This is a genomic window from Pseudomonas sp. efr-133-TYG-5 (assembly GCF_030209175.1).
Taxonomy (GTDB): Bacteria; Pseudomonadota; Gammaproteobacteria; order Pseudomonadales; family Pseudomonadaceae; genus Aquipseudomonas.
Genome location: NZ_JARVSM010000001.1, coordinates 831981 through 851980, shown reverse-complemented (window position 1 = coordinate 851980; position 20000 = coordinate 831981). Strand labels below are relative to the sequence as shown.

The window sequence follows — 20000 nt, the reverse complement described above, 5'->3', positions numbered from 1 at the left end:
GCTTTTTTTTGGCGGCGCTTTACTTGGTCGGCTGCGCTGGCGAGCGCCGCCGGCGAGGCTACGCTGGAGGGGCAGCAGCAACGCTGGCAGCGGAGGCGGGAAACATGAAGCAGGGCAGTGCGGGATTATCCAGTGCTGACGGTACAGCCGCGGCACTGATCGACGCCAGAATCCGCGAGCTCGACGACTGGCGCGGCGCGATGCTGGCGCAGATTCGCGCGATCATCCATGAAGCGGATGCCGAGGTGATCGAGGAGTGGAAGTGGCGCGGTGTGCCGGTGTGGTCGCGCAACGGCATCATCTGCACGGGCGAGACCTACAAGGCAGCGGTGAAAATGACCTTTGCCAAGGGCGCGGCGCTGGCGGATCCGGCGCGATTGTTCAACGCCAGCCTGGAGGGCAATACCCGCCGGGCAATTGATTTTCATGAAGGCGACACGATCGATGCCAAGGCCCTGAAAGCGTTGGTGCGCGAAGCAATTGCGTGTAATTCGAAGAAGAAATGAAAGCCGATCAGCGCATGCCGTGGTGCAGGCTGTGGGATCAGGAAGATTTCGGAGGGATGAAACGAGGAAGAAAATGGCAGGGGCGGCTGGATTCGAACCAACGCATGGCAGGATCAAAACCTGCTGCCTTACCGCTTGGCGACGCCCCTGTTGCTATTGCTACGGATCCGAATGGGTCCGCTGCAAGAACGGGCGGAAATTTACCAACATTCCGTCCGTGTGGGAAGCCCTCAAGCGAATAAATTTCATGGAAAACAGCGACTTATTTTCCGAACGGGTTTGCGGCTCAGATTTTACAGGCATTTGCCGCGATTGCACGGTCATGGTCGTTGGCAACTTCGACCTGGAAAGCTTGCCCAAGACCTGACGACAACCGCTCAGGAATTCATCTCATGCGCCACAATCGCCTGTGTCTCGCCGCCGCCCTCGGGCTTTCCTGCCTGCTGGCGACAGCCGCCGCGCCGGCCGCCAGTTTCGATTGCGAGCGCGCCAGCGCGGCGGACGAAAAAGCCATCTGCGCCAATCGCTCCCTGAATGACCTCGACGTCAGCATGGCGCTGCTGTACCGACTCGACCGACGCTTCCTGCCCATGGGCGGGCGTGATGCGCTGATCGGGCAACAGCAGGCCTGGCTCAAGTCCCGCAGCCAATGTGCGGCCAGCGTCAGTTGCCTGACCGCTGCCTATCAGCAGCGGATCAAGGTACTGCAAGACATCATCGATAGCCGCGTCGTCACGCAGGGACCGTTTTAACCTGCGGCGCCCGGTCAGTTGCCGTCGGCGACCTTGCGCTCAATCTCATCGACCTTGCGCTGCAGCGTCTCGGCGTCCTGTTCCTTGGTGCGGGTGGAAGAGGGCGTGATGACTTCATCGACGCCTTGCGTGTCGTTGTCCCGATCTGCGAGATCGCGCTGCACCACATTCACCGGTTTGCCGGATGTGTCGGTGGGCGGGGCGTTCGAAGTGACGGGCGATTTTCTGTCGTCGTTCATGGTGCTGACCTCCGTGGGTGTAAACGTTGGAGGCAGCGCTGACGCGCAGAGTTCGAGTTTTTTCCGGCTGACGCGGCAGACGGTCATCCGCTCCACGGCCATAACGCGCAGGCGCCGGACCGATCACGCAGGCATTTGCCCTGCGACGCAACTTGTAACATTCGCGCTGTTTTCGTTGTCGATAGTGACCAGCCCAACCTGTTGCTAGTGAGGCTGCACCGTGTTTCAACGTCTGTTGTGTTCGCTGTCCGTCCTGAGCCTGTCCATCGCCGCCGCCCAGGCTGCCGATTCCACCGCCCTCGATACCCCGCGCCTGGCGGGCATCGACAACTTCCGCGATATCGCCGGCACCACCACCGCCTACGCCACGGCCCACGATGGCACCATGCGCGCCGGGGTGTTCTACCGCTCCAATGCGCTGACGCCGACCGCAGCCGATCTGGCGACCCTCAACGGTCTCGGCATCAAGGCCATCTACGACCTGCGAACGCCGAGTGAAATCGCCGCCACGCCCGACACCCTGATCAGCGGCGCGACCTACCAGAACATCGACATCATCGGCAGCACCACCTCCGGCTCGAACATCACCAACATTTCGTTCAGCAGCGCCGCCGACGCCATCGCCATGATGCAGGAGACCAACCGCGCGTTCGTCAGCGACGCCGGCATGCGCAGCCAGTTCAGCGTGTTGTTCAACGAGCTGGCCGCGGTCGACGGTGCGGCGTTGTTCCACTGCACCGCCGGCAAGGACCGCACCGGCTGGACCGCCGCCGTGTTGCAGAGCATTGCCGGCGTCGACAGCGCGACCACCATGAGCAACTACCTGGCGACCAACGACTACACCGCCGCGCGCGTGGCGGCGACCCTCAAGGCGTTGCCGCCGAGCATGGCGGCGATCTACGCGCCGCTGCTCGGGGTGGAGGCCAGTTACCTGCAGGCCGGTCTGGATCAGGTCACCGCGCAATACGGCAGCATGGACAACTACTTGAAACAGGGGCTGGGCCTGTCGCAGGCGACCATTTATGTACTGCGCGGCAAAATGGTCGAGTACAACAGTCTGCCGGGCCAGGCCGGGTTGATCGGCAACGCCGCGGCCGGCGCGCAGCTGTTGCAGCAGTTACAGAACAGCAACCTGTCCGGCACCTACAGCGCCTACAACTACTATCTGCAATCGGCGATTGATGCCGGCAGCCTCGGCGGCGTCGAGTCCACGGTCGGCGGTCAGGTACACGCCGATGCGGCCAGTTATCTGCTGCGCCAGGACAATCTGATCGCACAGGCCGCCGCGCCCTACGCCAGCGGTACCGAGCTGAAGGTCGGCCAGTATCGTCTGTGGACCACCGCGTTGGCGGGGTATCTCGGCACGGACGGTTCTTCGCAGGCCGCCAGCAGCAACGAACACAGCCAGGGCCTGATGGTCGGTTTGACCCAGCGTTTTTCCGAGCAGCTCAGCGCCCACGCCGGTTTCGGTTACAGCCGTGGCAGTGTCGGCGGCGCGGGAGGCGAGGCGGATACCGACCTGACCTTCTTCACGGTGGGCACACGGTTTGCCCCCGATGGCCTGGAGCGCGGCCTGTTTCTCGAGGCCGCTGCCAGCGCCGGTTACCTCGACTACGCCAGCAAGCGCGAACTCGGCGGTGGCCTGGGCACGGCCAAGGGCGATAGCCACGGCAATCTCGCCGGTGCCAGCCTGGCCCTCGGTTACCGTGTGCCGGTCAGTGGCGTGATCCTTGAGCCGAGCCTCGGCGTACGCGTCAGTCGCCTGGACCTGGCCGGCTTCCAGGAGAAGGGCAGTGAACTGGCGCTCGACGTCGACAGTATCCAGCAGACCCGACGCAGCGCCGTGGCCAATCTCAACGCCGCGTTTGCTCCGGTGCCGCTGGGCGCCTGGCAACTGGTGCCGGGCGCGCGCGTCGGCTATGAGCATGTGCTCGGCGAGCATCAGGTCGACAGCGAAGGGCACCTGCTGGGCCTGGACATCGAGCAACGCGCGGCATTCGACAACCGTGACCAGTTCAGCGGCGCGGTCAATGTCATGGCCAGCCTCGGTGCCCTGAGCGTGGGCGCGGAAGTCGGCGCAATGGGCGGCGGTGACAGCCACGGTTTCAGTGGCGGCCTCAAGGCCAGCTACCTGTTCTGACGCCACCCGGGTCGCTGCTCAGCGGCGACCCGCTTACCCGCGGCTGCGCGCCCGGCAGCCGTTGCGCACGTCCGCCGGGCTGACGCCATAGGCACTCTGGAAGTACTGGCAAAACCGCCCGACGTTGCTGAAGCCGAACTGCAACGCTACCTCCGTCACCGAAGGCGCGGCGTCCTGGCTCAGCACCGCATAGGCGCGCTCCAGGCGCACCTGGCGCTGGTAGGCGACGATCGATGTGCCCTTGAAACGCCGAAAGCCCTCCTGCAGCGCGCGCAGGCTGACGTTGCTCAATTGCGCCAGATCGCTGCCGCTGACCAGCACCTGCGGATGCTCATGGAGGTAGTCGATGACCTGTTTCACATGCCGTGGCGCAATCAGTGGCTGCGGACGCTGCAGCCTTTGCGTGTAATTGTGCGGCCAGGCTTCCAGCACGGCGTCCACCAGCATTTCGCGCAAACGCGATGGCAGCAGCGTGCCGGTGCTCATCAACAGGTCGAACTCGGTGCCGGTGGCCAGGTCGATCAAAGCCTTGATGCCCTGAAACACCGCGCTGTCGAGGTCCACCTGTGGCTGGAATTGCAGCTTCTGCACGATCGGTTGGTCGAGCAGTGTCGACAGCCGTTCGGTGAGAATCCGCCGGCTGATCGACAAGCCGTGCTGGGCGTGGTTGTCGATAAAGCGCATCGAGCGCAACTCGGCCTTGTCGATGGCCAGCCCGATCTGGTTGACGCCCACCGATTCCGGGCCGTGGTCGAAGATGATCTTGCCGGCCGTGGGGATGACGAAGGTGACCTCGTCGAACGGTGCCGGAAATTGCACGGTGAAATCGCCGCGATAGTGCATGCGACGGAAACTCACGCCTTCATGGCGACCGTAGACGCCGCCGATGATGATGTTCTTCGGTGGCGGGGGAGAATCGCCGTAGCGATTGCCGAACATGCTGCTGAACAGCGCGCCGAAGTCGTCGCAGTTCATGTCGTTGGATCTGAGGATGATGTGCTGTCGCGTCGTGCTTGAGGACACCTTGGGGTTCACCTTGGCGAGAGGGCGGCGGTCGAGGAAGCGCCGGAACGTTAGCAGCGGCGAATGACAGAATCGTGACCGCGCGTCAGTTCGCGGTTATCGCGCCGCCTCGCCATGCTCGGCCCAGTGCTGTTGCAGCGCCCCCATGGCGCCTTGCACCGGGTCCCGATCGGGAAACGGCAAGGCCTCAATCGTCTTCTGTTGCGCCGGCGTCGGCGCCTGGCGACGAATATCGGCACGTTGCCCCGGCGGGTAGGCGCCGACGACCAGGAAGTCGGCGCTCGCCGCCAGGTTGCAATGGCCGATGCCGGCCGGCAGCAGCAACACATCGCCGGCGCGGACTTCAAGCTCATGCCCGTGCGGGCCGCCGAGCATCAGCCGGGCGTGGCCGGCGGCGATGCCGAGCACTTCGTGACCTTCGGTATGGTAGTGGTGATAGGCGTAGACCCCGTCGCGCCACTGCGGTGGCCAGCCGTGGGCGCGGAAGGTCGCTTCGAACAGCGCTGCCGGATCGTCGCCGACGATGGCAACGGCTGCGGGATAGATCAGCACGGGCAGGCGTGGATTGTTCGGCACCCAGCCGTTGCGTTGCAGCAGCAGGGTGTGCACGGTTGGCGAGGTGTTCATCGAGGGCGCTCCTTGTTGGGCTACGGCTGGCACAGCGGTGGTAAACCAGGGACAGCGCCGAGCCTTCGACAGTTCGCCAGACCGCTGAGCGTTCAGGCAACGAAGCCCAGCAACAACGTGGCGAGGATCACCGTCGAGGCGCCGCCGATTCGCGTCGAGATCTGCGCGAACGGCATCAGCGCCATGCGGTTGGCGGCCGACAGGATCGCCACGTCGCCAGTGCCGCCCAGGCCGCTGTGGCAGCAGGTGACGATGGCCGATTCGATGGGGAACATCTTCATCAGGTTGCCGATGAAGAACCCGGCAACGGTCATCGACACCACCACGCTGATGCACACCAGCACGTAACCGACGGAGAACACTTTCACCACGCTGTCGAGTGGCACGTAGAGCATGCCCAGACCGATCATCACCGGCCAGATGAACGCCGCCGACACCAGTTTGTAGAACGACTGCGCGCCTTTTTCCAGAGGCTCGGGCAGGACCCGGATGTATTTGAACAGCACCGCCGCGACAATCATCATCACCGGCCCCGGGATGCCGACGAGTTTTTCCAGCAGGCCGCCGAGGACGAAGAATGTGCAGATCACCAGTACGCCAGCCCCCATCACGCGCAGGTCGATGCCGCTGTCGGCGTGCTCGTTGACCTTGAACCGGTCGTTCTCGGCCCTGGCCCGAATCAGCGCGCCTTCGCCATTGATCGCCGGACGCTTGAGCGCCAGGCGTGCCAGGTAACCGGCGCAGATGATCGCGGCGATGTTGCCGACCACGGCCGCCGGCACCAGTTGCGCGACGTAGAGATCCGGCGTGCCACCGAGGATCGCCGAGTAGGCCAGCGACAACGGCAGAATTCCTTCGCCAATGCCGCCGCCAATGATCGGCACGATGATGAAGAAGAACGTGTGATAAGCGCTGTAGCCGGCGAGCTTGCCGACGATCAGGCCACTGGCGACAGCGGCCAGGGTGCCGGCGAGCAGCGGCATGAACATGCGCAGCATGCCCTGGACCAGAATGAAACGACTCATGCCCAGAATGCTGCCGACCACCAGGCTGGCAATGACGAAGTAGAGGAAATTGGCTTCCTTCATCAACATCTTTGTCGCGTCGAGGGTGGGCGCGCCGAAGAAGCCATAGAACACCAGCACCGACGGCAGCATCAGACAGAGAATGGCGCCGCCGCCGATCTCCCTGAGGATCGGCAGGCGCGAGCCCATCTGCCCGAAAAACACCCCCATGGTCATGATTACGGCCAGGCCGCCGATCATGTTTTTCGGCAAAAAGCCGAGGTGCGCCGACAGAAACACAATCACGGCGATGCCGACAAAGATCGGCAGCGGGATCACCCCGATGGGGTAATGGCGCATACGTTGCAGCCAGCTCGCAGGGCGGTGGCCGGCCACACTCAGGGGTTGCTCAAGGGTTTCGTTCATGACGCTATTTCCTCATGTTTGTTTTTATCGAGGATTCAGGAAAACCACGGTGAACCCGGCCGGATGGCGGCTCGGTGAATCGATGGTATCCTTCGCAAATTGCGTGATAAACAGTGGAAGTATGCGGCCCATGAACACAAATCGTGACCAATTGCCCTTGCCCGAAGACCTCAAGGTTTTCCTCACGGTCATCCGCAAAAACAGCTTCGCCAGCGCTGCCGAGGAGCTGGGGTATTCGCCGGCGTACGTCAGCAAACGCATCTCGGTGCTGGAAACCACGCTGGCTACGCGCCTGCTGCATCGCACCACCCGGCGGATCGCCCTGACCGACGATGGCGAGCGGGTGCGTGGCTGGGCGGAAAAGCTGCTGGGCGACTTCGATCAGTTTCTCGGTGAAATTGCCCAGGCGCGGCACCAGCCCAGCGGTTCACTGCACATCTGCAGCAGCTTCGGTTTCGGCCGCAATCATGTGGCGCCAGCGATCAGCCGACTGTCGCAGGCCAATCCGAAACTGGATATCCGCCTGGACGTGTTCGACCGCGTGGTCGATCTGGTCGGTGAGGGTTTCGATCTGGAAATCCTTGTCGGCGACGACCTGCCGGGCCAGCACATCGGGCGCAAACTGGTGAGCAATCGGCGCGTGCTGTGCGCGGCACCGGACTACCTCGAGCGCCGCGGCACGCCGCACACGCTGGCTGACCTGAAAGACCACGATTGCCTGGTGCTCAAGGAGCGCAACAACGCTTTCGGTATCTGGGAACTGACACGGGACGGGCAGGCGGAGTCGGTGCGGGTCAGTGGCCCGTTGTCCTCCAACAGCGGCGAAATCGTATTGGAGTGGGCCTTGAGTGGCGGCGGCATCCTGCTGCGCTCGATGTGGGACGTCAAGCCGTTGCTGGAACAGGGGCGACTGGTACAGGTGCTGGCGGATTACACGCAGAGCGCCAACGTCTGGGCGGTCTACCCGACGCGGCTCAGCGAGTCGGCAAAATTGCGCGTGTGCGTGGAGTTTCTCGAAGACTATTTTCGCCATCTGTCGCTGGCGTGAATGCGGCGGTTGCACGCGCTGTCGCGCGCAACCGCCAGGCGGATTGCGTCAGCTCAACCAGGGATTTTCTGCCAGGTGCCGCGCCTCGAAAGCACGAATCTGCTCGGCGCGTTGCAGCGTGGTGCCGATGGCGTCGAGCCCGAGCAGCAACGACTGCTTGCGTAACTGATCGATATCGAAGGCAATCTGCGAACCATCCGCCAGTGCAATGCTTTGCTGCGGTAGGTCGATGCTGATCTGCGCCGTCGCGGCGACGCTGATGACCGCGGCCAGGCGTTTGAACTCGGCTTCGCCCAGTTGAATCGCCAACACGCCGTTACGCTGGCAGTTGTCGTAGAAAATCCCGGCGAACGTGGTGCCGATCAGGGCGCGGATGCCGACCTGCTTCAACCCCCACACCGCGTGCTCGCGGCTGGAGCCGCAACCGAAATTCGGTCCGGTGACCAGAAAAGTCGCGGCATCCCACGGCGCCCGGTTGAGGACGAAATCCGGATTCGGCGCACCCGAGGCCAGAAAGCGCGAATCGAAGAACACGCCGCGATCCAGCCCCTGGCGATCGATGCCCTTGAGGAACTGCTTGGGCATGATCACGTCAGTGTCGATGTTGGACGCGAGGAACGGCGCGGCGCTGCCGCTGACAATATCGAACGGTTGCATGGCTCAGGCCTCCAGCGCGAATGCGCGTACGTCAGTCAAATGCCCGGTAATCGCCGCGGCGGCGACCATGGCCGGACTCATCAGGTGGGTGCGCGCACCGGCGCCCTGACGGCCTTCGAAGTTGCGGTTGGTGCTCGAGGCGCAGCGGTCGCCGGGGGCGAGCACGTCGTCATTCATCGCCAGGCACATCGAGCAGCCCGATTGCCGCCACTCGAAGCCGGCGTCGAGGAAAATCTGCGCCAGGCCTTCGTCTTCGGCCTGTTGGCGCACCAGGGTCGAGCCCGGCACGATCATCGCCCGTACGTGCGCGGCCACCCGCTTGCCGCGCACCACGCGGGCCACTTCACGCAGGTCTTCGATCCGGGCATTGGTGCAGGAGCCGATAAAGGCGTGACTGATCACCACGTCGCTGAGCGGCATGTCCGCTTCGAGGCCCATGTAGGTCAGGGCGCGTTGCATGCCCTGGCGCAGGATCGGATCGGGCTGTGCCGCCGGGTCTGGCACGCGGCTGCCGACGGGCGCGGCCTGATCGGGGCTGGTGCCCCAGGTGACCATCGGTTCCAGGGTGGCGACATCGAGGCTGACCTCGCGATCGAACACCGCGCCGTCATCGCTGTGCAGGGTTTTCCAGCGTTCGAGCGCGAGCGCCCAGGCCTCGCCCTTGGGCGCGCGCGGCTTGTCTTGCAGGTAGGCGAAGACCTTGTCGTCCGCCGCCATGAACGCGCCGCGGGCGCCGGCTTCCACGGCCATGTTGCAGATAGTCATGCGCGCTTCGATGCTGAGCGCGCTGATCGCCGGTCCGGCGAATTCGATGGCATAGCCCGTGGCACCCGCGGCGCCGATTTTCTCGATCAGGGCCATGATGATGTCCTTGGACGCAACGCCGGCGCCGAGCACGCCGTTGACCGTCACGCGCATGCTTTTCAGGCGCTTGTAGACCAGGGTTTGCGTGGCCAGAAGGTGCTCGATTTCCGAGGTGCCGATGCCGAAACCGAAGGCGCCCAGCGCACCGTAGGTGGTGGTGTGGCTGTCGCCGGCGGCCACTACCATGCCCGGCAGAATGAAACCTTGCTCCGGCGCCACGACATGTTCGATGCCCTGGCGCTTGTCGAGGACATCAAACAGTTCGATGCCGAAGTCGCGACAGTTTTCTTCGAAGTACGCCACCTGCCGGGCACCGCCGGCGTCGGGCATCGTCGCAATGCGATCGGGCGCTGTCGGGTTCACATGGTCGACCACCGCCAGCGTCGCGCGCGGCCGCCAGACCTGGCGCCCGGCCTCACGCATGCCGCTGAACGCTTGCGGGCTGGTGTATTCGTTGGCGACCTGACGGTCGATGTACAGCAACACATGACCCTGATCGTCGAGGGTGCAGACGGTGTGGCTGTCGATGTGTTTCTGGTACAGCGTTCTGGGGATGGACATGCTGGGTGCTCTATTGTCTGTTCAGGAACTACACGGGCACAGCATTATTGAACGCAGGATTTGCATCAACTGCGCACAGATGAACCTTGAAAACACGAAATGTGATTAATTCGGTTGAGATTCCGGATGTTGAGCGGAATTGATTTTAGTTGGGTTGCTAGCATGACCAGCAACCCCAGAACAATGAAAAAGGGGCACCCAGTGCCCCCTGTCGATCAGGTTTTAGGCTGGCATATGAAATGACCGGACCTCAGGAATGTTTCGTGAGAGTCAGGCGAATATACGCTCAGAATTCCCTGGTCATTGGCGCAGGCATACTGCCAGTTGCCTTCGTCGAGCATGACTTCCTTGAACTCTTTTCCATCCTGGCTGAGATAAATGACTTGGCCACTATGCTGCGATGGGAAAAGGCTGACATTTTCCAGGTGGAAACATTCGCGGATATACATCTCTGTGGGACGAGGCTTCCAGTCAAAACCTTTGTCGGAGGTCAGCAGTTGATTGGAGTAGAAACACATCAGTGTTTCGTTCATCCGGGCAACTACGATGTCCGAGTAATAATCGTTGTCGCTGGCCCATGTGCACTCGCGCCAGCTTTTGCCTGGGAGGTAGTAGCTGACGAAGGATTCGGCACTGGTTTTCTTTTTCACCATTTTGTAAAGGTAGTTGTACTTGCAGAACACCAACAGACAGGCCACGCCTGGCAGTGAGCGAATACTTTCCACCACTACTCCCTCGGCGAAGTTGGGCGTGCCATCCCAGCGCTGCCAAGCTGCATCGAGACTTTTGGTGCAGAAAATTACGCTCTTGTCGTAGCTTGAGGTTTTCGTCGAATCAAAGAGAAAACCCTTGTCGGTGTACTGATACTCGGTGCGTTCGGTAAAGCGCCACAGCCACAGACCATTGAAGCGGACGACGTCTTCAGTCCTGGAAAAACCAAAGGAAGATGGACGCTCGGGGAATTGACTCTGCCGCCAGGTGAGGGCATCGCTGGAATAGTAGAAGCCTTCGTCATAACCCACCATCAGAATCCAGATGCCATCGACGATGTCCAGTTTGCGCACGTACAAGTTGTCATTCGAAGCGTCAGGCGGCGCCAGTTGCCAGTGCTTGCGGTCTTCGCTGCGGTAGAAGCCGCCATCGTCATCGACGATCAGCCAGACTTTGCCATCGGTTTTGATATGGCGGATTTTTTCCGGGTCGCAAGGGGGATTGTCGACTTGTTGCCATTCGATGCTGAACAGATGCTCACGGCCATCCTGCTCGATGACGACTGATTGCTTCGAAAGTTTCTCCTGCTGTTTTTCCAGCAGGCGCGCTGCATGGTTTTGCGCCTTGATTGCAATGACGGACTTGTCGAACTCGCCATTTTTTAAGAAGCCGAGCTGGTCGTCAGCGTCGGAGCAGGCGTCCCTGAAGGCCGTCAGCGTATCGTCGAGTTGGCGCTCAAGGTCGCTGTACTGTTGGTACCAGTCGTCGTTGGTAGCGGAGTTATCCAACTCGTAATTTGAGTACGCCAGATTGTCGTTGAATTCGATTCGCGGGATGTTCAAGCGCCCGAACAGTGCGTTGGCCTCATACAGCGCCGTCGAGTGCTTGGCAATGAACTCTTGTACCTTCTTGCGCATATCGTTGAGGCTCGACAGACTCGAACTGCGTCCCAGTGCGTAGGCTGAACCGCCTACCGCGGAGCCGAATTTTCCGAGTAATGAGTCGCCGTCGAAAGATCCCATGAAGTAGGAGTAGTCCGATGCCTTGCTGGTGGCTGTCATGATATCCATGCTCAGTGAACTGGCATCGATACACGCTGAGTACAGTTTCTTTTTGATATCGCCAAACGTCTGATCGAAGCGCAATTCGCGGTACTGGACAATATTTTTCCAACCCTGCGTACGCTTGCTCAATTTCGTCGCTGCATCGATAACAAGGGCCTCGTCGCTGCCGTTGATGACGGCCAGCAAGTGCGGGAAGTTTTCCTTGAACTGAGCAGGCTTGAGTGTGGCAAGGATGCGCGCCACCTGCGGATTTTCGATTTTCTTCTGGCATATCGTCAGCAGGAAAAAAGCATCAAGCAGCCAGGTATAGACGTCGTCATCGTCCTTGAGCAGCGCCTGCAAGACGGGAAGGTATTCATGGGTTTTGTGGGGGCTGTCTGCAATCCCGATGACCTCGCTGACGAGTTGTGGACGGCCAGCCTTTTCCGACAGCAACGCGAGAAACTCCTGACCTGATTTGTTCAGCGTCGCTGAGTTCTCGATGCACAGTGCGAACAGATGCAGGTAGTTGCGCCGGGCTTCGTCGCTCTCGGTTTTGTCGATGAACGAATGAGAACGTATATCCGGCAGCGAGGAAGTCAGTGACAGGGTCTCCGGTTCATCTTGCTCGTCCTCTTCCTCCGGCGTTTCGTTCAGCCCATTCACGTCTTTATAGATATCGATGGCGAGCAGGCTGCCACCAATCACCTCCTCAATCAGATCACGAATACCATAGGTGGTATTCAGGCCCGAGAATTCGCTACCGAACAGCTTGGAGATAATTTTTTCGCGGGCTTCGTCGCTGTTGCACAGGTCGCCATCCCCGGTCAGGTCGATAATCTTCTCGTATTGTTCAGACAGAAAATACAGAGAGTTGAAGGCAATGCCGGAGATGTTCTTTTGAATGAAGTGAGAGTCGATCAAGTGATTGTCGAAAGACAGTTCGGTCATCGCGCGATAGCGCTCAATGCCAGCGACCTCAATCTGATCGATAAGCTCGATGATAAATTCCAGTAGCTCGATCTCGTCATCGCAGTTGACGCCCAGTTTATCCAGGGTCACCACCAGATGATTGATATCGCGCGACGTCAACATGACTTCGCGGTGCTTGCGCATGAAGTCGAAGGTCAATTCCAGTATCAGCAAAGTGCTTGGCATGGACTTGTAGCGACGCTTGTTCGCTTCAATATTCAGCGACCAACTGCTGAAACTGGTGTTGTTTTCGACATGCTGGAGCCGCCGATTGATCTTGTCGACGGCCTCTTCAAGAAAGTCGCGGGTTTCGATGATGTAGCCGTTCATCTCTCCCAGATTATTGCGAATGACTGCAATACTTTGTGCGTTGATCAGGTTTTGCTGCTGCAACTGTTTCAGGTAGTGCCATGCATATTTTTGCATCTGCAGCATGTCGACCTGGTTCTGCAACTGATTTTCGCTGGTCTTGCCACTGATCTTGCTGGCAAAGCGTTTGAAAAAACCGCTACCGGCCTGTTTTTCCAGACGTTCCTGACTTGTGGTAATGAGCCTGGAAGCATCGACTGCCAATTGTTGAGTGAGTGCTGCATTGCCTCTGTGTTGGTTAACCAGGGCGTTGACCGCCTTGAGATCGTCACCTGTCAGCGATTGATCGAAGATCTCCTGCTGCACCTCTACAGTAGTGTCCGTCATTTCAAATACCTTAAAGATTCTTCAGCTGGTTTTTCAGTCGTTTGCTTTGCGCTTCCATGGTTTTTATCTGGCTGGCGAAGTGCCGCTCGGATAAATACAGACCTTTGTGGAAGTCGGCATAGAACACTTGGGAGACGTGCAGATATTCCAGGGCCTCGTGCATGCCCATGGCTCCTCCAACCACAAGTTCGGTGCTGGCGAGCGTCAGTCGGAAGTCTTTCTCGATGTGGTTATCGAGTGCGATATTCATCGCAAGGGTGGTGATAAGTCCTCCAACCAGGCCACCCACCATTGCGCCTGCAGGGCCGCCCAGCGCACCCACCGCTGCGCCAACAGAGGCTCCCACGACTCCGGCGCCGGTCTGGAAGAGGTTTTTGCCGGTACGTGTTTCGAGTTCTTCGAGTGTCATCCTGCCGGCGGCAAACAGCACCACGCACTGCACGACATCGACGGCGCAGACCGCTGCGCCGGCAACGCCGCCGCTGGCGAAGCTGCGTTTGAACACCGAACCGGCGAACAGGCCCGGAAGCGAGCGTGCAGTGATGCTGACGGTTGCTGTCGCCACTCCTGCTTTCAAGGCGCTGTCGCCTGCAGCGATGGCGGTGTTTTGCAAGATCAGCAGCGTCGCCTGTTCGGCGCTGATCTGTCCTTCTTTAACTTGCCGGATGTACTGGAAAGTATTGATGCTGCCAGCGATGACAGTCGTGATGACTGCGGCGGAGCCCGCCGCGCGTGCACTCTGCTGGATTGTTGCTTTATTCAGAAATCCGGTCTGCATCTTCTCACGCAGGTCTTTTCCCGTTTGCGAGCCAGTGCCGACGTGCTCCGCATCCCGTTTACTCAGTGGCGTGGACTGGACGCCATCAGCGTCAAGATGTCCGCTGGCCCTGTCACGGACCTTTTCCGCCGCTTGGGAAACCTGCGGGCGAGTTTGCTGGTTCTTCAACACATCCCGTTGCGCGGAGACTTTGATACCTTCGATCTGATCCGAGGGGCCGAGGAACACATCACTGTTTTCGTAACGATGAACACCGTCTTTGGTAGAGCGAAAGGCCTTCTGTGTCGCATCGGCGTTCTTGAAATATTTCAGTTGCGCGCCCGCCACTTGTTCATCGCCTCTCATGAGCACGATATCGTGAGTCATATCGTTTTTTGCCAGGGGCGTATTGGCGAAGTTGTCGGTGAACGCGCGTACGTCCTTATCCTTGAGGATGGCATCCAGGTTGAATGATTCCGCATGCCAGGTCTCGGCGGCGAAACCACCCTTGATTGCACTGTTTTGTGCAGTCGTGGAAACCTTGGCCATGATCGAATTGGCCTGACTGATTTCGCTGATCATCCGACCGGTCTTTTCCGCCGCCTGCATGGGCCAGATCGGGCACAGGCTGACTGACTGGTTTATGGCGTTCTTGCGTTCATTATCCATGAGTGCGTCCTTGGGCGTTTTCCTGAATAGCGTTACCGGTGAATCGTTATATGCGCTGGCCGTGCTTTCACTAAACCTCTCGGTAAAGGTCTTGCATGGTTGTCAGTCGCAGACGGATTTCCTCGACCCAGACCTGAGGAGCGTGGACACGAATGTTGTCGTTGAGGCCGAATACCCACCACAGCGTTTCACGATCCAGCGAAACCTGAGCGCGCAGACGTTTCCAGGTGTGATCTGGAATGTCGCTCAGGGTTTGTTGGAGGCTCAACGGCGTTTCGCTGAGCAGGGTTGCAATCTGCGGGTGCACATCTGCCACTAACTCAACACTGTTTTCGGTTTGTCGATGGCTGAAAATGCCGGTAGCGATGTAATCGTCGACATCGAAAGAGGCGTGTAACAAAGCCGGCTCAACAAGAACGCGAACCTGCTGAATACGATGCAGGGCAAACTGACGCACATCGCTGTAACCATCCACTGACGCCAGCAGATAGCTGATGGCATGGCGAGACACCAGGCCTGCCGGATGCAAGCGAAACTGTTTGAGTTCGCCTTTGCTGCGACTCTGGTAGGTCACTTCCATTTGTTTACGCTCCAACAACGCCGCAGACACCTGCCTCCATACGTCCGGTGCGATGGCAGCGGGCAGCAGGCTTTTGCCATAAGGGATCGCTCGAACCCGTCGCGCCCAGTCGGCCAGGCCGTTGTTGCCAAGATCACCGAGAAAATTGCGCGCGCGGCGGAACTGCGGGCCGAGTTGATCCAGAACGGTCTGCGGCAGCAGGGAGTGCAGATGGCTTTGTGACAGATACAAGGCAAGCGCCGTAGGTGCGTCCATGTCTTCCAGCTTCAACGGCGCATCACGGGTGAAGCTCCAGCGAAACGGTGTTTCGCTATCGTTGCACTGCAACGAAAAGGGAATCGACAGGCGGTTCAAGTCGCGTTGAATGGAGCGCAATGTCACGGAAAAGCCCTTGTCACGGAGCTTTTCCAGCAGGGTGGGTGTGGCGATTCGTTGCGGTTCTGTGGGGATCAGGCGCAATAATGCGAACAGTCTGAGCAGCGTGTCCTTCGCTTGTGACATGACGACTACCTTGTTGTGCGTCTCAACTGGTGGCTACCTAATGGCACCAAGTTGGCGACGATGCTACTGAGGTTGATGGCTTATTGCTATCTCTAGATGTTCACACAGACGAAAGTCGAACGCCCGCATAAGAAAATCGGGGCAACGACACATCATCATGCCGGCGAAGAGTCGCGCTCTTTGCAGCCGCGCTTGAGTTCGTTGTACTCGCGGTACAGCTCGTAACCTTTCTTCAGAACCACAACGAGTCCGACCGCAGCAAGCAGGTTTTTCATAGGTAATCACTCCGGGCTTTTCAGCTATTTTCATCACTGGTGCGACAACCCGTGTCGCGTCAGTAACCAATCAATGGTCTAGTTTGAGGAACTGGTCCAGACGCGCTCGCAGAATGTCCCTGCGGCTGGCAGCCCGACGTTCGAGCTGTGGCTGGCGACATTGGGGACACTCGAGAAACCAGTCTTGATTCAATTTCAACAAATCACTGCACGGCAGCATGGTCTGTTGCCAGGCGCAGTTGCGGCAAGCGAGGGTGAACGGACGTGGAGGAGGGGGCATGGCTCAATCCTGCAGCTTTTGAATGCCTGCAGATTGCTGTTGAGGTGCGACAGATCATGTCGCGAATAGTGGGAACTTCAGCCTTTGGCTAGGCCTTTTGATGTGGGAGCGAGCTTGCCCGCTCCCTAATGGACTCCGGGGGAGCCTGCGGGTACGTCACTGCTTCGGCAATCCAGCAATCACCTTGATCTCGAAATCAAAACCGTAGAGCCAGGTCACGCCGACGGCGGTGATGTTGGGGAACGGTGCTTCGCCCCAGAACTCCGGTACCACTTCCCAGATGGTTTCGAACTTCGATTGCGGGTCGACCATGAACACGGTCACGTCCACCACGTCATCGAAGCTGCAGCCCGCTGCGCCAAGAATCGCGTTGAGATTGCGGAAGGCCAGGCGAACCTGCTCCTTCAGGTCTGGCTCGGGGGAGCCGTCTGGGTGGCTGCCGACTTGTCCGGAGACAAACAGAAAACCGTTGCGGCGCACGGCCGGTGAGTAGCGGTTGCGTTCGTAAAGCGCCTGGCGGCCAGGGGGAAAAACAACGTCTCGATGGTTCATCTCGAATGCCTCGATGGGGAAGTGGAGGCACAGTAAGGGCTTGCGCCGGGCCGATAAACGCGCAACCTTGGCGATCACTGTTTGTAAAACCCAAACAATCGACTCGCGACTGGAGGTGGCCATGGACCGTTTCGATGCGATGCAAGCCTTCGCCCGGGTAGTGGAGGCGGGCAGTTTCACCAAGGCTGCCGAGACGCTGCACATGAGCAAGACCACAGTGACGCAACTGGTGCAGCAACTGGAAGCGCGGCTGCGGGTCAAGTTGCTCAATCGCACCACGCGCAAGGTCAACGTGACGGTGGACGGCGCGGCGTACTACGAGCGCGTGATCCGCTTGCTGGCCGATATGGACGACGCCGAAAGCAGTCTGTCCGGTGCCTCGGCGTTGCCCAAGGGACGCTTGCGTATCGACGTGCCGAGCCCGTTGGCCAATCTCATACTGGTGCCGGCGCTGCCCGAGTTCTGCGCGCGCTACCCGGACATCCAGATCGACATGGGCGTCAGCGACCGCATCGTCGACATCATCGATGAGAACGTCGATTGCGTGCTGCGCGGTGGCGAACTGCGCGATCAGTCGCTGATGGCGCGGCGGGTTGCCGATCTGCAGCTCGGCGTGTTCGCGGCGCCGGGTTATCTGGCGCGTGCCGGCACACCGCGGCACCCGCGGGAGCTGGAAGACTCGCATCACCGGGTCGTCGGGTTTCTCTGGGCACACACGGGCAAGGCCGTGCCGTACGCCATGCACAATCAGCAAGAACATCTGCAGATCAAGGGGCGCCACGTGCTGGCTGTCGACGACGGCAATGCCTACCTCGCGGCCGGGCTGGCCGGGCTCGGTGTACTGTGGCTGCCGACCTACATGTCCGGCCCGCACCAGGCCCGCGGCGAACTGCTGCCGCTGTTCGAAGACTGGCGCCTCGAGCCCATGCCGTTGTACGTGGCCTATCCGCCGAACCGCCATTTGAGCCGCAAGGTGCGGGTGTTTATCGATTGGGTCGCGGAGCTGATGGCCCGGCATGCGCCGGTCGCTGCTCGGCATCTCGGACACTGAGACAACCCGCAGGAAGACCGCGAACCTTCAGCGAAAGCGCGAGGGCAGGGCCTCGGCAAACGGGTAGAAGGCAAACCATGGCCTGGCCTCTTCGAGCACCTGGTTGAAAGACGGGCGTTCGAGCAGCCGTTCGAAGTAGTCCAGCAGGCGCTGCTGGTCGGCACTAATCGGTACCAGCGTGCTGGCGTAGAACAGGGCCGGGGCAGCGGCGCAGTCGGCGAGGCTGAAGTCCGCACCGGCGATCCAGGCATGCTGCGCCAGCTGCTGGTCGAGCATGTCGTAGGCGCTGGCGAGCAGCCGGCGTTGGCCGCTGAGATCGGCATCGGCGGCGTGGATCCGGTCGACGACGATCTGCTGCATCGGGGTGTGCACATAGTTGTCGATAAAGCGATCCCACAGGCGCACTTGCAAGGCGCTGTCCCAGTCTTCGGGAATCAGCCGCCGGGGGCCGGCGAAGTAGTGGTCCAGATACTCGATGATCACGCTCGATTCCGGCACATTGCGCTGACGCGCGGAATCCTGCAGGACCGGGAATTTCACCAATGGCCACAGCGCCTGCAATTCGGCGCGTTCGGCATCGCTGGAGAGATCGATCAGGCGTTTGTCGCAAGCCGTTCCGAGTTCGTAGAGCGCGATCAGCACCTTGTGGCAGTAGGACGACAAGGGATGGTAGTAGAGGGTCAAGGCCATCTTGCAACTCCTCGCGGCGACAGTGAATGACCTACTCAGGTATAGCGCGCCTGCGCACCGCCACACACTTGATTTCCACGAGCAGCCCCGGATGCGCCAGCTCGCTGACACCGACACAGGTCCAGGCGCATTGCCCTTTGGGGAACAGGCGGTTCTTCACGTCGCGAAACACCGGCATGTGGCGGGCCATGTCGACGTGATAGGTGGTCATCTCGACGACGTCCGCGAAACCGCAGCCGCCGGCCTCGAGCACTTGCTCGAGATTTTCCCAGGCGCGGATGAACTGCTGCTCGGGGTCGGCGATGACGTGCAGGTCGGCGGTCCGGCCGACCTGGCCGGCGCAGTACAGGGTGTCGCCGACTCGCACCGCCGGGGCATAACCGGCGCGCTCGACGATGGCGTGCATGGCGTCGGGAATGATGATTTCTCGGTCGGACATTGCAGCGTGCTCCGGGGGGTTGGCGAGCGGTTACCTCGCGCGGAAGTAACGGATCAGGTGGGCGGTCTTGCTCCATCCGGCATAGCCCAGCGCGGCGAGCATCAGACCGGCAATCGCCGCGCCCACCACATTGATGCCGGTCAGGAGCAGAAAATACAGCGACAGCACGAGTATCAATGCCGCATAGGCGCACAGCGTGTGCCGAAAAAACGCCAGCAGCCACGGCACACCGGCAACCACCACCGAATGAATGGCAACGGCCAGCAGAATTTCGCGTACCAGCGCTGATGAGTCAGCGTCGGGGCCTTCTCGCGGGAGCATCAGCAAAGGCTCGTTGAGCAGCCATTGCAGCCCGCCGACGAACGCGAGGCTGATGGCGGCAATCAGCAGCAGGTTGACCGTCCGAGTGGTCATCAGGCGTCCTTGCGTCCATGGGCGGCGGCCGCCAATTGTTCGGTATCCACGCGCACGAAAATCGAATCGCCGACGGCCGTCAGCACCTCCCCGGCGTAAACCTCGCAAACCACCCGCGATTTGCGCCCGACCTCACCCTCGACCCGTGCTTTGAGGGTCAGCGGTACGCCCATCGGCGTCGGCTTGATGAACTTGATCCCGAGATTGCCGGTGACGCAGTTGATGCGCGGCAGGCTTTGCGGTTCGCGCTGCTCGGCGCGGTAGTGATAGGCCATCGCCGTCCAGTTCGAATGACAATCCACCAGCATCGCGATCAGGCCGCCATAGACCAGGTCTGGCCAGCCGCAGTACTGCGCGTCGGGCACATGTTCGGCGACAACATGCACGCCGTCCGCGTGCCAGCGGCTCTTGATATGCAGGCCATGCGGGTTGCTGCTGCCGCAGCCGAAACACACGCCATCGGGCGCGGCGGTGTCTTGCAGGGAGGTGTCGAGGGTGGACATGCCAGGATCATCCTTAAACG

General features: G+C 60.4%; 19 protein-coding genes and 1 tRNA gene. 5 read left to right on the top strand and 15 right to left on the bottom strand.

Translation table 11 applies throughout. From position 1 onward, the window contains the following. Positions 1-104 precede the first annotated feature (104 nt). Positions 105-506: a DUF1801 domain-containing protein gene (locus QRN70_RS03740; protein ID WP_285418004.1), complete on the top strand. Its 402-nt coding sequence runs from the start codon at positions 105-107 to the stop codon at positions 504-506. Between the two features lie 74 nt (positions 507-580). Here the strand turns inward: QRN70_RS03740 and QRN70_RS03735 are convergent. Continuing rightward, positions 581-655, bottom strand: a tRNA-Gln gene (locus QRN70_RS03735). A 243-nt stretch (positions 656-898) separates the two neighbouring features. On the opposite strand from QRN70_RS03735, the gene QRN70_RS03730 reads away from it, so the two are divergent. After that, positions 899-1258, top strand: a complete 360-nt coding sequence (locus QRN70_RS03730) for a lysozyme inhibitor LprI family protein (protein WP_285415865.1) — start codon at positions 899-901, stop codon at positions 1256-1258. 14 nt (positions 1259-1272) lie between these two features. Here the strand turns inward: QRN70_RS03730 and QRN70_RS03725 are convergent, their stop codons facing one another. After that, a complete protein-coding gene (locus QRN70_RS03725) occupies positions 1273-1497 on the bottom strand; it encodes a hypothetical protein (RefSeq protein WP_285415864.1) in 225 nt (74 codons plus the stop codon). 220 nt (positions 1498-1717) lie between these two features. Here QRN70_RS03725 and QRN70_RS03720 point away from each other — a divergent pair, with 220 nt between their 5' ends. Continuing rightward, entirely contained in the window at positions 1718-3637 is a 1920-nt protein-coding gene (locus QRN70_RS03720) for a tyrosine-protein phosphatase (protein ID WP_285415863.1), read from the top strand. 33 nt (positions 3638-3670) lie between these two features. On the opposite strand, the gene QRN70_RS03715 is transcribed toward QRN70_RS03720, so the two are convergent. The 3 genes from QRN70_RS03715 to QRN70_RS03705 all read right to left on the bottom strand — a co-directional run bounded on the left by QRN70_RS03715 (position 3671) and on the right by QRN70_RS03705 (position 6717). Beyond that, the gene (locus QRN70_RS03715; protein WP_502941505.1) at positions 3671-4660 is read right to left on the bottom strand and encodes an AraC family transcriptional regulator; all 990 of its coding nucleotides are present in this window, start codon (positions 4658-4660) and stop codon (positions 3671-3673) included. A 96-nt stretch (positions 4661-4756) separates the two neighbouring features. After that, complete coding sequence (locus QRN70_RS03710) at positions 4757-5287, bottom strand: cupin (RefSeq protein ID WP_285415862.1); 531 nt, start codon at positions 5285-5287, stop codon at positions 4757-4759. A 92-nt stretch (positions 5288-5379) separates the two neighbouring features. Next, positions 5380-6717 carry a 2-hydroxycarboxylate transporter family protein gene (locus tag QRN70_RS03705; RefSeq protein WP_285415861.1) on the bottom strand — a complete coding sequence of 446 codons (1338 nt, stop codon included), beginning with the start codon at positions 6715-6717 and terminating at the stop codon, positions 5380-5382. 130 nt (positions 6718-6847) lie between these two features. On the opposite strand from QRN70_RS03705, the gene QRN70_RS03700 reads away from it, so the two are divergent. Continuing rightward, positions 6848-7765, top strand: coding sequence for a LysR substrate-binding domain-containing protein (locus QRN70_RS03700; protein ID WP_285415860.1), 918 nt, complete (start codon positions 6848-6850; stop codon positions 7763-7765). Positions 7766-7813: 48 nt separating this feature from the next. Here QRN70_RS03700 and leuD read toward each other — a convergent pair whose 3' ends face one another. The 6 genes from leuD to QRN70_RS03670 form a co-directional block, all read right to left on the bottom strand. After that, a complete protein-coding gene (leuD, locus tag QRN70_RS03695) occupies positions 7814-8422 on the bottom strand; it encodes a 3-isopropylmalate dehydratase small subunit (RefSeq protein ID WP_285415859.1) in 609 nt (202 codons plus the stop codon). Between the two features lie 3 nt (positions 8423-8425). Further along, positions 8426-9847 (bottom strand): 3-isopropylmalate dehydratase large subunit, encoded by a 1422-nt coding sequence (leuC, locus tag QRN70_RS03690; RefSeq protein ID WP_285415858.1) that lies wholly within the window; start codon positions 9845-9847, stop codon positions 8426-8428. A 215-nt stretch (positions 9848-10062) separates the two neighbouring features. Next, positions 10063-13269 carry a beta propeller repeat protein gene (locus QRN70_RS03685; RefSeq protein WP_285415857.1) on the bottom strand — a complete coding sequence of 1069 codons (3207 nt, stop codon included), beginning with the start codon at positions 13267-13269 and terminating at the stop codon, positions 10063-10065. A gap of 10 nt (positions 13270-13279) precedes the next feature. Continuing rightward, positions 13280-14695: a glycine zipper 2TM domain-containing protein gene (locus QRN70_RS03680; RefSeq protein WP_285415856.1), complete on the bottom strand. Its 1416-nt coding sequence runs from the start codon at positions 14693-14695 to the stop codon at positions 13280-13282. A 70-nt stretch (positions 14696-14765) separates the two neighbouring features. Further along, positions 14766-15776, bottom strand: coding sequence for a helix-turn-helix transcriptional regulator (locus QRN70_RS03675; protein ID WP_285415855.1), 1011 nt, complete (start codon positions 15774-15776; stop codon positions 14766-14768). 711 nt (positions 15777-16487) lie between these two features. Beyond that, a complete protein-coding gene (locus QRN70_RS03670; RefSeq protein WP_285418001.1) occupies positions 16488-16883 on the bottom strand; it encodes a RidA family protein in 396 nt (131 codons plus the stop codon). 121 nt (positions 16884-17004) lie between these two features. On the opposite strand from QRN70_RS03670, the gene QRN70_RS03665 reads away from it, so the two are divergent. Then, positions 17005-17934, top strand: coding sequence for a LysR family transcriptional regulator (locus tag QRN70_RS03665; RefSeq protein ID WP_285415854.1), 930 nt, complete (start codon positions 17005-17007; stop codon positions 17932-17934). A gap of 27 nt (positions 17935-17961) precedes the next feature. Here the strand turns inward: QRN70_RS03665 and QRN70_RS03660 are convergent, their stop codons facing one another. Genes QRN70_RS03660 through QRN70_RS03645 form a run of 4 tightly spaced genes read right to left on the bottom strand, consistent with a single transcriptional unit; the run spans position 17962 to position 19980 of the window. After that, positions 17962-18624: a glutathione S-transferase family protein gene (locus QRN70_RS03660; RefSeq protein ID WP_285415853.1), complete on the bottom strand. Its 663-nt coding sequence runs from the start codon at positions 18622-18624 to the stop codon at positions 17962-17964. A 31-nt stretch (positions 18625-18655) separates the two neighbouring features. After that, a complete protein-coding gene (locus QRN70_RS03655) occupies positions 18656-19063 on the bottom strand; it encodes a RidA family protein (RefSeq protein ID WP_285415852.1) in 408 nt (135 codons plus the stop codon). A gap of 30 nt (positions 19064-19093) precedes the next feature. Continuing rightward, positions 19094-19477, bottom strand: a complete 384-nt coding sequence (locus QRN70_RS03650; protein WP_285415851.1) for a hypothetical protein — start codon at positions 19475-19477, stop codon at positions 19094-19096. Beyond that, complete coding sequence (locus QRN70_RS03645; RefSeq protein WP_285415850.1) at positions 19477-19980, bottom strand: PaaI family thioesterase; 504 nt, start codon at positions 19978-19980, stop codon at positions 19477-19479. Before QRN70_RS03645 ends, QRN70_RS03650 begins: the two co-directional genes overlap by 1 nt. Positions 19981-20000: the final 20 nt, after the last annotated feature.